This is a genomic window from Aeromonas sp. 75A (assembly GCF_051919425.1).
GTDB lineage: Bacteria > Pseudomonadota > Gammaproteobacteria > Enterobacterales > Aeromonadaceae > Aeromonas > Aeromonas veronii.
In genome coordinates this window covers 364,400-378,669 of record NZ_JBQBES010000002.1, presented here as the reverse complement: position 1 = coordinate 378,669, position 14,270 = coordinate 364,400, and the positions used below count along the sequence as shown (strand labels likewise).

The following is a 14,270-nucleotide window of genomic DNA, read 5'->3' as shown; positions in this document are numbered from 1 at the left end:
CCGCTGAGTCAATTGCTCAGATGCACCCGGGCCCCTGCTGCTTACAGGCCGAGCGCCTCCCGCAGTTTGCCAAACACCTTGGTGTTATCCAGCGTGCCTTTGAAGCGGTTGCTGCCGGCGCCATCGGCAAACAGCATCACATCGCCGCCGCCGTGGGTTTCCGATGTCAGTTTGACGCCGGTCTCCTGCAGGTAGTCATTGGCCATCACCTGATCGCTGGTGAGGACCGGGCGCACATCGGGGCGGTTGGGGCCGTTACCGAACACCAGGGTGGTGAAGGGCTTGCCATCCGCATCGTTCTGGGTCGAGCCATCGCCATTTTTCACCAGATCCAGCACCGGATTGCCCTTGGCGGAGTAGCCGTTAATGGTCATGGTGTGGTCATGGTCGGCTGTGACCACGATCAGGGTATTGCTGAGATCAACTTTACCCAGCGCCGTCTTGACCGCCTCATCCAGTGCCACCGCGTCGGTGAGCGAGCGCTTGGCATTGGTGCCGTGCAGGGCATGATCGATCCGGCCGCCTTCTACCATCAGGAAGTAACCCTGACTGTTTTTGCTCAGCAGGTCGATCGCCTTGGCGGTCATTTCGGAGAGGGACGGCTGGGTATTGGCAGCCCCCTTGGCGACCCGATCCAGCTCGTAGTCGAGGTGGGATTTGCTGCTGAACAGACCGAGCACCTTGCCACTGGTGACCTTGGCCAGTTCACTTTGGGTGGTGACATAGCTGTATCCCTGCGCCTTCATCTCGGCGGTCAGGTCGCGGTTGTCATTGCGACCGCCCTTGTTGTTGGCGCTGTAGGGGGTCCAGTGGTTGGCACCACCGCCCATCAGCACATCGACCCCATCCCCCAGCGCCTGATTGAAACCAGTTCCTCCCGGAACAGCTTGTGCGGCGATGTCATAAGCGGCATCCCGATGGCAGATATGGGAGTAGGTAGCCGCTGGGGTCGCGTGGGTCAGCTCGGTGGTGGTGACGGCCCCGACCGATTTGCCTGCCGCCTTGGCCAGTTCGAGAATGGTGGGCACGGGCTTACCGTTATCGCTGCTGCAATTGTTGACGGTTTTGTTGCCATTGACGTCTTTGCCGGGGGCGACGGCTTTGGTGTCGCTGCTCATGGCGATCACCTCGTTGTTCATCTTGACCCCGGTGGTGTAGGCCGCCATGGAGGGGGCCGAGTCGGTGGTCTGGGCATCGTTGGAGAAGGTCTTGATGCGGGCACTGCGCGGCAGTTTCATCATCTCCAGATTGCCCTCTTCTCCCACCTTGAACAGGCGGGTGGCGGTGAGCACGGTAGGCCCCATGCCATCACCGATAAAGAGAATGACGTTTTTGGCATCACCGGCCTGTGCCTGGGAGGTTGCGCCCAGCGCACTGAACAGGGCGGCGCAGACCAGCGTGTGCTTGATGGATGTGTTCATCTGTTTGCTCATGAAAGTGCTCCTTACAGCTTGGCCGCAGCCTTGATCTTGCCGAACACGGCGGTGTTATCGAGTGAGCCATGGAAGCTGTCAGCCCCCTTGCCGATGGCGCCGAGGAAGACATCGGTGCCGCCGTGGGTCTCGTTGCCGATCTCGCCTACCTTGACCACCACTTCCTGGTGGTAGTCATTGGCGGAGACGGTGGCATCGTCGAGCGGGGCGACGCTGCTGCGCGGGCCATCCACCCGGTTGTAGCCGTTGCCAAAACCTATGATGGTGTAGGGCATGCCCTCGCTATCCTTGCTTGGCTCGCCAGTCTCGTAGTTCTTCACCAGCCCGAGTACGCCGGGGTTGTCGGCGGTGGTCTTGCCGGTGCGCTTGGCATAGCCGTTGAGCACGAGCGTGTGGTCGTGGTCGGCGGTGACCACGATCAGGGTGTTTTTCAGCTCGGGGTCGCTCTTTTTCACCTCGTCGATGGCGGCTTTGATGGCGTTGTCGAAGGCGATGGTGTCCTGCAGCGCCCGCTTGGCGTTGGTGTCGTGCAGGGCGTGGTCGATGCGACCCCCTTCCACCATCAGGAAGTAACCCTTCTCTTTGCCCTTGAGCTGCTTGATGGCGGCCAGGGTCATCTGGGCCAGTGACGGCTCGCTGGCGGGACGGTCCAGGTCATATTTCATGTGACTGGAACCAAACAGTCCCAGCAGCGGCTTGCCCGCATCGGCCTTGTTCAGCTCATCCAGATTGCTGGCAAACTGGTAGCCCTTGGCCTGCATTTCGCTGATGAGGTTGCGGCCATCCTCCCGCTTGCCCTTGTCAGCTTTGGGCAGGAAGAAGCTGCTGCCGCCACCGAGCACCACATCCAGTCCCTCCTTGAGGGCGCTATTGTAGCCTTTGCCGCCCGGTACCAGCTGGACGGCGATATCTGCCTCCAGATCCCGGTTGCAGATATGGGCATAGGTAGCCGCAGGGGTGGCGTGGGTTACCCGGGTACTGGTTACCACGCCGGTACCGCGGCCATCGGCTTTGGCCAGCTCCAGCAGGGTTGTCACCGGCTTGCCGGTGCTCTTGCTGCAGTCGCTCTCATAGGTGGCGTCGCCGTCCATGCTGATGACGCCGTTGTTGCTCTTGACCCCGGTCATGTAGGCCGCCATGGAGGGGGCCGAGTCAGTGACCTGGGCATCGTGGGAGAAGGTCTTGATAAAGGCCGTCTCTGGCAGGGTATCGATGGTGAGATCACCCTCTTCGCCGACACCGTAGATGCGGGCGGCCGTCAGGGTGTTGAGGCCCATGCCGTCACCGAGGAAGAAGATGACGTTGGTGGGTTGGGCTGCGGGCTTGGTCGCCACCGTGTCATTGTCTGATTTGCAGCCGGCAGCCAGGGCGGCGCCGATCATCACTGCAAGTCCTGCCATTTTTCTCATTGGGGTTCGCTCCTTGTAAAACCTGAGCGCAGCCTAGAGGGGGCAGATGACACTTTTACTGACTATCGGTGACGGTTGTGTGAAAAAGTGATGAAAATGTTACACTATATCAATGTGTTATCTATCAATTGAGCCAGTTGGTTCGGTCGCTTCCGGCAAGGTTGCTCCGCCTCGGCGGTTTGCTGATTTGATGAGGTGATGGTTAGAATGACCTGTCAAAAGAGGCCCGCAGCAGGTAAAATGCGCCCCCTTCGTTCGATGCCCGCGGCAGAGCGCCTGTTGTTTCATGCGCGCGCCCGCAGCCCCCACAGAGAGTAACGGATATGTCCATCAACTGGTTCCCCGGTCACATGCACAAGGCCCGCAAAGAGATTGCCGAGGTCATGCCCCAGGTCGATGTGATCATCGAGATGCTCGATGCCCGCATCCCCTTCTCCAGCGAAAACCCGCTGGTGCCCGAGCTGCGTGGTGATACCCCGGTGATCAAGGTGCTGAACAAGGCGGACCTGGCCGATCCGGCGATCACCGATCTGTGGGTGGCGCACATGGAAAAAGAGAAGGGGATCAAGGCGCTGCCGTTGACACAACAAGAACCGGAGAAGATCAAGCAACTGCTGACTCTCTGTCACGAGATGCTGCCGGAGCGCAATTTTGAGCTACGCGGCGTGCGGGCGATGATCATGGGGATCCCCAACGTGGGCAAGTCCACTCTGATCAATACCCTGGCGGGGCGCATCATCGCTCGCACCGGCAACGAGGCGGGGGTGACCAAGTCCCAGCAGCGGATCAAGCTGGATAACAACGTTATCCTGACCGATACCCCGGGTTTCCTCTGGCCCAAGCTCAATCCGCCCTCCTGCGGTTATCGTCTGGCCATCACAGCGGCCATCAAGGACACAGTGTTCGACTATGCCGATATCGCCATGTTCGCCACCGATTACTTCATCAAGGCCTATCCGGAGCGGATCAAGGCGCGCTACCAGATTGACGAGCTGCCCGAGACCGAGATCGAACTGCTGGAGATGATCGCCCGCCAGCGGGCGTTTATGCGTAAAGGGGGGCTGGCCGACCTGCACAAGGCGTCCGAGATCCTGATCAACGAGTTCCGCTCCGGCTTGCTTGGCCGCATCTCGCTGGAGACGCCGGAGATGGTGAGCGTCGAGATTGTCGAAGCCGCCGCAGAAGCCGAGCAAAAAGCCAAAGAGAAGGCCGAGCGGGAAGAGGAGCGTCAGGCCCGCGCCCGTCGCAAGTACGCCCGCAAGCGTCAGAAATAGTTATACTCAGGCGTCCCGAGCTTGCCTGGCAACGAGCGAGCTTGTGTGACCCAGATGACGAAACACGAAGAGGCGACCCCAGGGGTCGCCTCTTCTGTTTTATCTGGTGAAGTGCCCGCCCACTTCTGATGGGGTGTCCGCGCTATAAAGCCATGCCATCAGCCAAAACGGTGGCATGCCGTCTCAAACAGCGACATATGAAGCGGGATCAGCTGCTGCCAGTCGCGGCGATAGCCGCCACCGGGCACCGCCGCGATGGGCAACCCATGCTTGATTGCACAGTCAAATACCATGGCATCGCGCAGGCGAACCCCTGCATCGCTCAAGGAGAGATAACCAAGCTCGTCGGCATGATGCACATCGACGCCCGCCTGATAGAGGATGAGATCCGGCGAATAGAGCCGCAGTGCCAGCGAGAGTGCCTGTTGCAGTGTGGTGAGATAGGCATCGTCCGTCATGCCGCTTGGCAGCGGAAAGTCGAGGTGAGAGGCGGCTTTGTGATGGGGAAAGTTGTGCTCCCCATGGAGGGAGAGGGTGATGATATCGCGCCTTCCGGCGCACAGGGTCGCACTGCCATCTCCCTGATGTACATCGAGATCGACGATCAGCACCTGTTCACAGCGCCCCTCGTCGAGGCAAGCCTGGGCAGCAATCACCAGATCGTTGAACAGACAAAAACCGCTGCCGTGATCCCGATGGGCGTGGTGGTAGCCACCGGAGATCTGCAAGCCGCAGCCCTGCTCTAGAGCATGGCGGCTGGCGGCAATAGTGGCACCCACCGAGCGCAAGGTGCGCTCCATCAGCATGGGTGACCAGGGAAAACCGATCTTGCGGATGGCGCGCTCTTCAAGCTGGCCGCTCAGGGCCGCCGCGACATAATCGGCATCGTGAATGCGACTGATTTGCTCACAGGTTGCGGCCGGCGCTTCGCCAAGGGGGTAACCCTGCACCTGCAGGCGTTCAAACAGCCCTTGATACTTGGCCAGCGGGAAGCGATGGCGCTCTGGTAGCGTCAGGGAGGAGTAGAGGGGGTGATAGAAAATGCGCAACGACATGGTGCCATTCTCCCTGGCAAGGTGGCGCTTTCTATATATGAAATCAGCAGATGAATCCATATATGTACTCCCTATATAAAGGGGAAGTGGCAGCGCATAAATCAAGACGCGTCGTGAGTTAGACCGCAGGATATGGAATGGAAAAGGGGAGCTTGGCTCCCCTTTCAGTCAATCACTCAGCCCGGCTTATTGCTGCTGGATAACCCAGATCTGGAAGGCTTTGCGGGTTTCCGCATCGGCCTGGTTGTACCAGTTTTGCAACTGGGTCAGCGCTTCCGGATTGCTTTGAGCCTTGCTGGGGGCAACCTGAACCGGTGCGCTGGCGGCAGCCATCACGGCAGCAGAAGAAACGGCCACTGCTTTGGGCTGGTTGAAGGCTTTGCCCATGTTGATCAGCTCTTGCTGATAGTCACGGGTCAGCTGGAAGCCCTCTACTTTCGGCATCACGAACTGCTCGCTGCTCACTTGCTGACCACTGACCTTGTCTTTCAGCGCCACTTTTTGATCTTTGACAAACTGCTTGGCTTCGGCTTCGTTGCGGGGCTTTTTATAGTCCAGCACTAGCTGCTGATTGTCGGCGGCAGTGAAGTTCAGCACCAGCGGCTCGGCGGTCACCAGCTTGATTTCGTTACGGCTGGAGTAGTTGCCTTCAAAGGCGACGACCAACTGGTGTTTGCCGGCAGAGAGGGGGAAGGTGCTGGTTTTGTCGAGCAGCTTGGGGTTGATGGATTGACCATCGATCAGCTGGACGACATACGGGGTGGTCACTTCCAATTGGGCATCAGCAAGGGCGCTACCGGCCCACAACAGACCAGCCAGCGCCGGTACCAGAACAGTCAGTTTCATTTCATCTCCTTGAACAGTCAGGCGATTGCCCACTGAAAACAGGGGCTCATTTTTACAGGTTTGGCCTACTGCGGCAATGGCTCTTTCTGGTGGTCAAAGTTCGCGCTGCTGTTGGTTTATTTGTCAATAGCGACCGACTTATTTATTCGATCCGCCGTGTAAACGGGGGGAGGGCGTCGAGCAACCCCTTGCCATAACGCTTGGTCAGCAGACGCCGGTCGAGAATGGTGACCCGCCCCCGATCTGCCTCTTTGCGGATGAGGCGGCCACAGGCCTGGATAAGCTTGCGCGATGCCTCCGGCACTGTCAGTTGCAGGAAAGGGTTGCCGCCTCGCTGCTCCACCCACTCGGCGGTGGCCTCCTCGACCGGCGAGTTGGGCACGGCAAAGGGGAGTTTGGTGATCACCAGATTGGTAAGGTAGTGACCCGGCAGATCCAGCCCCTCCGAGAAGCTGCCGGTACCAAACAGGATGCTGGCCTGACCGCCATCGCACTTTTGTTTGTGCAGGGTGAGCAGGGCATTGCGGGAGGCTTCCCCCTGCACCAGCAGTGACAGTCCCTTGGCTCGCAAGCCAACAGCCACCTCATTCATCTGGCGGTAGGAGGAGAAGAGCACCAGACTCGCCTCCTTGCCCGCCAAAATGCGTGGCAGCACGCTGATGAGTTCGTTGGTAAAGGCCGGCGAGTTGGGTTCGTGCTCCATCTTGGGCAGATAGAGCTCGGCTCTCTGATAATCAAAGGGGGAGCGCAGGCGCAGATAGCGGGTACCGTCGTGCTCCTTGAGCCCCACCTGATGGCGAAAATAGCTAAAGGAAGAGAGGGCGGTGAGGGTCGCGGAGACCAGCACGGCTCCCAGACATTTCGACCAGAGCCACTCCTCCAGCAGATAGCCTACCTCAATCGGTGAGGCGTGCAGCCAGATATCGCCGTCATCGCTCTTGGCCATCCAGCGGGCGAGTGGGGTTTTACCGGTCGGCACATGGCGCCCCAGCATCTCCCACAGGGCGCAGAAACTCTCCAGCCGCTGCAGATGAAAACCGCTCTCTGCCAGCAGGGGTTCGGCCTCCTTGCGGCGGATCTCGCCATCTTTCAGCGCTTCACCGATGGCCCCTTGCATCCGATCCAGCGCTCGCAGCGCCTTCTTGCTCGACTCCTTGAGATTCTCCGCCAGCATGGGCAGGGGATCCGGCAGTACCCCTTCGGCGAAGCGGTAGTGGGGTTCCGTGCCAAACAGCCGATCGTTGGCGCTGAGCCACTGCTCGACCGCCTTCAGGTCGGGCTGGATGGAGGCCAGTGCATCCTGCAGTTTGAGTTGGGGGTCGAGCAGGCTCTCCTTATTAAGCGTCCGCGCCAGCTTGCCTGCACTTTGTACCAGCTTCTCCAGCCAGCGGCGCGAGCCTTTGACGCTGGCCGATGCTGCGCCGTGATCCCGGGCGATGGTGGGTAGGTGATGGGCCTCATCCAGCACATAGATGCACTCATCGGGGGGGGGCAGAATGATGCCGCCGCCCATGGTGAGATCGGAGAGCAGCAGTGCATGGTTCACCACCAGCACATCGGCGCTCTCCATGTCGTTGCGGGCGCGATGAAAGGGGCAGTGCTGGTGATGGCTCAGCGCCTTGTTGCAGGTGTGGCGGTCGGCGGCGATGCGATCCCAGCAAGTGTCGGGAATGGGCTCCGGCCAGTTGTCCCGATCCCCGTCCCACTTGCCATTGGTGTAGGCCTGCCACAGAGCCTGGTAGCGATCTTTGTCGCTGTCAGATGGTTTGGACTTGCTCAGACTGCCAAAGTCGAGCTCGAAGTTGGCCATCTCGGCGCCACTGGCTGCCTGTTCCAGCAGATGTTCGCAGCAGTAACGCTGACGCCCCTTGACCAGCATAAAACGAAACGGCAGCTCGCTGTGGCGATGGTAAAAAGGGAGGTCTTTGTGGATCAGCTGCTCTTGCAGGGCCACGGTGGCGGTGGAGATCACCAGCTTCTTCTGGGTGAGCCGCGCCACCGGGATGGCTCCTTGCGCATAAGAAAGAGATTTGCCGATACCGGTGCCCGCTTCGGCCACCAGAATACGGCGCTGTTTGTCGTACTCGCCGGTCAGGGTTTTTGCTATCTCGGCCACCAGAAAGTTCTGCTCTTTGCGCGGCACAAAACCGGGTAATCCATCCGAAATCTGGCGATAAGTTTGACGAATGGTGGCTTTAAGGCGAGTAGAGAGCATGAAGAGAAGGCCAGTTAGGGGTTAATCGAAGAACAAGGATACCCGCAACCCCTTGGTGAGGTCGAGGCAACAGCCATTATCACGGCAGTTTTACGCTGATCAGACCACTTTGGTTGTTTATCAGGTAGTTAGCGTCATTTGCATGCAAAATAGACTATTTGAGTCCAAATAATCAGCAGGATTCATTGTAAACGTTTTCCTTTTGTCTTGCCGTCAGGTGAGACTTGGCTCACATTTTTGCCTCCATGACTATGGTTTCCGTAAAAAGTTCCAAGTTTTTTCATTGCGGTTCAAAAAATCCGGTGCTAGTCTCGGCGGCATAGTGATGCAAAGAACATCGCTAACACAGGGAATAACAACAACTTAGTGTTTAATTACAGTAGGCATTGGAAACTATGAAAAAGACAATTCTGGCTATTGCTATTCCGGCTCTGTTTGCATCCGCCGCTAACGCCGCAGTGATCTATGACAAAGACGGTACCACTTTCGACGTATACGGCCGTGTTCAGGCTAACTACTACGGCGAAGCTAACGACAAATCAGCAGAACTGGTTGGTGCAACCCGTCTGGGCTGGTCTGGTAAAGTTGCTCTGAACAACACTTGGTCTGCCATTGCTAAAACCGAGTGGCAAGTAGCTGCTGAAAACTCTGGTAGCAATACCAGCGACATCGATCCGCGTCACATCTATGCCGGTTTTGATGGTTCCCAGTACGGTAAAATCATCTTCGGTCAGACCGACACTGCTTTCTACGACGTACTCGAGCCGACCGATATTTTCAACGAGTGGGGCGATGCCGGTAACTTCTATGACGGTCGTCAAGAAGGTCAAATCATCTACTCCAACACCTTCGGTGGTTTCAAAGGTAAAGTTTCCTACCAAACCAACGATGACGTAGCGGTCAAAATCACTGACGTTGGTCAGAAGATCAAAGAAGACGCTATTTGGGGTAAAGACGTTAAGCGTAAGAAAGCTTACGGCGTAGCTGCTGGTTATGACTTTGACTTCGGTCTGGGCTTTAATGCCGGTTATGCCTACTCTGACCTGCAAAACAAAGTTAATGGCCACACTGGTAAGAAAGACGAGTGGGCTGTGGGCGCGCACTACGCTATCAATGGTTTCTACTTCGCTGGTGTTTACACTGAAGGCGAAGTGAAGAACAAGAGCTTGGGCATGAAAGATGACGGCCGTGGTTACGAGCTGGCTGCTTCTTACAACGTAGACGCTTGGACCTTCCTGGCTGGCTACAACTTCAAAGAAGGCAAGGCTAACGCTCAAGCTGCCGGTTCTACTTACAAGGATCTGGTTGACGAGACCCTGCTGGGTGTTCAGTATGCCTTCACTCCGAAGCTGAAAGCTTACACCGAGTACAAGATCCAGGGCATCGACAAGCAAGACGACGAGTGGACTGTTGCTCTGCAGTACAACTTCTAATAAGTTGAACAAGAGTAATATCGTGGCTTGAGCCTTTGACCAAGCTACGAATGGCCGAGATGATATCTCGGCCATTTTCTTTTTGGCGACAGCGTATTGGCGCCATGATGAATCGCCGGATTGCTGTGTTAAGTGATGTTTGGCAAACCATCTGTCTCGATTAATCTCTCCTGCTTCCTGCTTCCTGCTTCCTGCTTCCTGCTTCCTGCTTCCTGCTTCCTGCTTCCTGCGATGGGGAGGGCACTGCTCTCGTACCTACCGCTGATTGACCTCACAATCTCCCCCTACTGTGCTGCATCACATCCCAAGTATGCCCCCTCAATATCCGCACAATCCGCGCAAATAGCACCGCCCCTTGCAAGGGCAGCCAGATACTCACGGTCAAACCAAGCTGCTGCGAGCAATGACTGTATGGCGTAAAGGAGATGTGTCGCCGCTCGCGACTGAGTTAGCGTTGAAATCGGTAATAAACAAAAAAGGGAAGATGCCTGAGTATCTTCCCTTTTTGGTGATATGAGCGGTGACTGCTTTTGCAGGATCAGCCGTGTTGGCGGCGGTCGTTGGCCTGGGCCAGTAGCATGCGGCTTTCGCGCAGGAACTGGTCGGCGTGTTCGCCGAAGAAACCGGAAACTTGCGAGAAGGCCTCGATGAAACCGTCCCTGTCCCCCCGCTCCAGCAGCCCCAGCGCTTCGCCGAAGTTTTGGTAGTAGCGACGGATCATCGCCAGATTCTGCGGTGACGACAAAATGATGTCGGCATAGAGGTGGGGATCTTGGCAAACAGCCGCCCCACCATGGCCAGCTCCAGCCGGTAGATGGGGGAGCTCAAACTCAGCAGGCGATCCAGATTGGCCTGCTCCCGGGAGAGGTGCCAGCCATAGGCAAAGGTGGCGAAGTGACGCAGTGCCTGAATGAGGGTCATCGCCTCATCGTGGGCCTTGGCTTCCACCTGTTGCAAGCGGGCGCCCCAGATGGTCATCTGATCCAGCAGCCATTGGCTGGCGGCGGGGTCACGACCCTGGCAACAGACGATCACCTGCTTGGCGAGACTCGCCACATCCGGCCCGAACATGGGGTGCAGTCCCAGTACCGGCCCTTGGTGCACCGTCAGCATATGTTCGAGCGGCGCCGCTTTCACGCTGGTGACATCCACCAGCAGGCAGTGGGCGGGCAGGTTGCTGAGGCGGTCGATGATCTGGCAGGTGATATCGATGGGCACCGCCACCATCACCAGACCGGCTCCGGCGAGGATCTCGTCAGCGCGCGGCCAGTCGGCTTGTTCCAGCGTCTCGACCCGATAGCCTGAGAGGCTGAACATATGGCCGAACAAGCGGCCAAGCTGGCCCTGACCACCGATGATGACCACTTTGCCAAGGTCCGGCTTTATGCATTTGAAGCCGGTATCTTTCTCGCTGGCGTAAGATTCGCGCATCACCCGGCGCAGTACGTCTTCGATGAGATCGCCGGGCACTCCCAACTGCTCGGCCTCGGCGCGGCGGCGGGCCAGCATGCTCGCTTCCCGATCCGGTGCATAGATGGGCAGGCCGTAGCGGCTCTTTACCTCACCCACTTCTCCCACCAGGGCCAGACGGGCGGCCAGCAGATCGATCAGCTGCTTGTCCACCGCATCTATCTTGTCCCTGAGTACATTCAACTCTTCAGCCATATCCAGTCCCTGCTGGCGCCGCAGCGGCGGCGCCCTGAAAATCAAGATGCAACAAGGTATCACGGCATGAGCGGTTTGATGCCACCAGCGGTGATACCCAGATTGTTCAATAGGTTACGACAAGATACCACGGCTTATCGTGCAGTTCTGCCCTTGAGGGGGTCAGCCAGCTGCTTGTGGCAGCGGGCCAGCAGGGTGGCGGTGGTGTCCCAGTCGATGCAGGCATCTGTGATGGAGACCCCGTAGCGCATCTGCTGCTTGGGCTGCTCGCTGGACTGGTTACCCTCAAACAGGTTGGATTCGAGCATAACCCCGATGATGGAGCGGTTGCCCTCCTGGATCTGGTGGATGACGTTGTCGGCTACCTTGGGCTGCAAACGGTGATCCTTGCTGGAGTTGCCGTGGCTGCAATCCACCACAAGGCTCGGCAGCAGGCCCGCTTTCTCCAGCGCCTCTTCCGCCAGCGACACGTTGACCGAGTCATAGTTGGGATGTTTGCCGCCGCGCAGGATCACGTGGCCATCCGGGTTGCCCTGGGTCTGCAGCAGCGCAACCTGGCCCTGCTGGTTGATCCCCATAAAGGCGTGAGGGGAGGAGGCCGCCTGCAACGCATTAATGGCGGTCCCCAGGTTGCCGTCTGTGCCGTTCTTGAAGCCGACCGGCATGGAGAGACCGGACGCCATCTCCCTGTGGGTCTGGGATTCGGTGGTACGGGCGCCGATAGCCGACCAGGAGAAGAGCTCCGCCAGGTATTGCGGGCTGATGGGATCGAGCGCTTCTGTGGCCAGCGGCAACTCCAGCTCCGCCAGCCAGCAGAGCAGCTCGCGGGCACGATGCAGCCCCAGCTCCACATCGAAGGTGCCATCCAGATTGGGGTCGTTGATAAAGCCTTTCCAGCCGACCGTGGTGCGCGGCTTCTCAAAGTAGACCCGCATGACAATGTAGAGAGAGTCCTGATAGGCATCATGCAGCGCTTTGAGTCTGGTTGCGTACTCTTTGGCGGCGTCCATATCGTGGATGGAGCAGGGACCACAGATCACCAGCAGCCGGTGATCGCGGCGGTGAATGATATCGGCGATGGTATTGCGGGCCCCTTGCACGAATGCCAGCGCCTTGTCGGAGATGGGTAACTTCTCCTTGAGCTGGGCAGGCGTGATCATCACTTGTTCGGACTGGATATGGATGTTGTTCAGGGGGTCTCTTTGCATGATTTCATTCTCTCTACTGTATTAAGCCAAAAGCGGTTGTACCCATATATTTACACTGGTACCTGCTTTGTTACGCAACCGCCATCACCTTACCAAGGAAAAACAAACAATCAAGTGAAACTAGTGGGTTTACCGCTAAAAAGTCAGATAAAGGAGCTGCTATATAGCGCGAACAGGAATAATACAGAGGGTTTTTCGGAGGGTTAATGGCTTTTGTGTAAAATAATATTTACGGCTTGAGGGCGTAAAGGCTTCGTTGCCCAGCTGTTTACCCACAGTAAATGGTATCTCTGGGAGACTGCAACGCGATGGCAATGATGGTGTGAGGTGGCTATCTGGTCAGCCATAGAAAGAGGGAGCCATCATGGCTCCCTTTGCGGTAGGAAGGGGGATCCCGTCTGGCTGCGGATCAGCGCTTTTGTTTTCCCTGCAGCTCTTTGTTCAGGCGAGTGAGCATCCCCTGGGTGACCAGCACTATGCCCTGCTCGGAGCGGTGGAAGCGACGTGCATCTTCATCGGCGTTTTCACCGATCACCGTGCCTTCCGGCAGTTTGCACCCCTTGTCGATCACCACCCGGCGCAGTCGGCAACCGGCACCAATCTCCACACCCGGGAAGATAACGGCCTGATCCAGAGTGCAGAAGGAGTCGACCCGCACATTGGTAAAGAGCACCGAACTCAGGATGAAAGAGCCACTGACGATGGTGCCCCCGGCAAACATGGAGTTGATGGTCATGCCGTGCTGACCGTTTCGGTCCTGCACGAACTTGGCGGGAGGAGTCATGTTCTGGCTAGTCCAGATGGGCCAGTCCTGATCGTAGATATCGAGCTCCGGCGTGACGGAGGCGAGATCCATGTTGGCTTCCCAGAAGGAGTCCACGGTGCCCACATCGCGCCAGTAGGGGCGGCGATCCGGACAGCAGCCGACACAGGACATGCCAAACGGGTGAGCGAATGCGGTGCCCTCTTTCACCACGCGGGGGATCACGTCCATGCCAAAATCGTGATGGGACTGCTCGTTGGCAATGTCCTCTTCCAGCAGCTGATAGAGATACTCCGCATCGAAGATATAGACGCCCATGGAGGCCAGTGCGGTGTCGGCCTTGCCCGGCATGGCGGGCGGGTTAGCAGGCTTTTCGACGAAGGCATTGATCTTGCGATCATCATCCACCGCCATTACCCCGAAGGCGCTTGCTTCACTGCGTGGCACCTCGATGCAGGCAACGGTCACCTTGGCGCCCATATTGACGTGGTCGAGCAGCATGGCGGCGTAATCCATCTTGTAGATGTGATCGCCTGCCAGCACCACCACATATTTGGGGGCGTGATCGCGGATGATATCCAGATTCTGGTAGACCGCATCGGCGGTACCCCGATACCAGTTCACCTCATCCACCCGCTGCTGGGCAGGGAGCAGATCGATAAACTCGTTCATCTGGTAGCGCAGGAAAGACCAGCCCGATTGGAGATGGCGCAACAGGCTGTGGGATTTGTACTGGGTCACGACACCTACCCGACGAATGCCGGAGTTGATGCAGTTGGAGAGCACGAAATCGATGATGCGGAATTTGCCGCCGAAATGAACGGCAGGTTTTGCACGGTTGTCGGTTAACTGTTTGAGGCGACTACCCCGCCCTCCTGCGAGTACCAAAGCCATGGTCTCGTTCAGCAACTGTCTGGATTTTGCTGTATTGGCAGGTTGTAACAACATCTCATATCCCTTTGTAGATAA

Annotated in this window: 9 protein-coding genes and 1 pseudogene; 2 read left to right on the top strand and 8 right to left on the bottom strand. The window is 57.8% G+C overall.

Annotated elements, in window-relative coordinates; all coding sequences use genetic code 11:
• Window positions 1-41 precede the first annotated feature (41 nt).
• Window positions 42-1,433, bottom strand: a complete 1,392-nt coding sequence (locus tag ACTG2T_RS01655; RefSeq protein WP_257690218.1) for an alkaline phosphatase — start codon at window positions 1,431-1,433, stop codon at window positions 42-44.
• Between the two features lie 11 nt (window positions 1,434-1,444).
• Window positions 1,445-2,842: an alkaline phosphatase gene (locus ACTG2T_RS01650; RefSeq protein ID WP_236271138.1), complete on the bottom strand. Its 1,398-nt coding sequence runs from the start codon at window positions 2,840-2,842 to the stop codon at window positions 1,445-1,447.
• Window positions 2,843-3,165: 323 nt separating this feature from the next.
• Here ACTG2T_RS01650 and ylqF point away from each other — a divergent pair, with 323 nt between their 5' ends.
• Window positions 3,166-4,116, top strand: a complete 951-nt coding sequence (gene ylqF / locus ACTG2T_RS01645) for a ribosome biogenesis GTPase YlqF (protein WP_330125183.1) — start codon at window positions 3,166-3,168, stop codon at window positions 4,114-4,116.
• Window positions 4,117-4,274: 158 nt separating this feature from the next.
• On the opposite strand, the gene ACTG2T_RS01640 is transcribed toward ylqF, so the two are convergent.
• The 3 genes from ACTG2T_RS01640 to dinG form a co-directional block, all read right to left on the bottom strand.
• The gene (locus ACTG2T_RS01640) at window positions 4,275-5,171 is read right to left on the bottom strand and encodes a histone deacetylase family protein (RefSeq protein ID WP_330125182.1); all 897 of its coding nucleotides are present in this window, start codon (window positions 5,169-5,171) and stop codon (window positions 4,275-4,277) included.
• 186 nt (window positions 5,172-5,357) lie between these two features.
• Window positions 5,358-6,017, bottom strand: a complete 660-nt coding sequence (locus ACTG2T_RS01635; RefSeq protein WP_330125181.1) for a YccT family protein — start codon at window positions 6,015-6,017, stop codon at window positions 5,358-5,360.
• Between the two features lie 142 nt (window positions 6,018-6,159).
• Window positions 6,160-8,232 carry an ATP-dependent DNA helicase DinG gene (gene dinG, locus ACTG2T_RS01630; protein ID WP_123173324.1) on the bottom strand — a complete coding sequence of 691 codons (2,073 nt, stop codon included), beginning with the start codon at window positions 8,230-8,232 and terminating at the stop codon, window positions 6,160-6,162.
• 395 nt (window positions 8,233-8,627) lie between these two features.
• On the opposite strand from dinG, the gene ACTG2T_RS01625 reads away from it, so the two are divergent.
• The gene (locus tag ACTG2T_RS01625) at window positions 8,628-9,665 is read left to right on the top strand and encodes a porin (protein ID WP_021231018.1); all 1,038 of its coding nucleotides are present in this window, start codon (window positions 8,628-8,630) and stop codon (window positions 9,663-9,665) included.
• Window positions 9,666-10,203: 538 nt separating this feature from the next.
• On the opposite strand, the pseudogene tyrA reads toward ACTG2T_RS01625, so the two are convergent.
• The 3 genes and pseudogenes from tyrA to glgC all read right to left on the bottom strand — a co-directional run bounded on the left by tyrA (window position 10,204) and on the right by glgC (window position 14,249).
• A pseudogene (tyrA, locus tag ACTG2T_RS01620) lies at window positions 10,204-11,330 on the bottom strand (bifunctional chorismate mutase/prephenate dehydrogenase).
• Between the two features lie 134 nt (window positions 11,331-11,464).
• The gene (locus ACTG2T_RS01615; RefSeq protein ID WP_330125179.1) at window positions 11,465-12,538 is read right to left on the bottom strand and encodes a 3-deoxy-7-phosphoheptulonate synthase; all 1,074 of its coding nucleotides are present in this window, start codon (window positions 12,536-12,538) and stop codon (window positions 11,465-11,467) included.
• Between the two features lie 409 nt (window positions 12,539-12,947).
• A complete protein-coding gene (glgC, locus tag ACTG2T_RS01610; RefSeq protein WP_005334047.1) occupies window positions 12,948-14,249 on the bottom strand; it encodes a glucose-1-phosphate adenylyltransferase in 1,302 nt (433 codons plus the stop codon).
• Window positions 14,250-14,270: the final 21 nt, after the last annotated feature.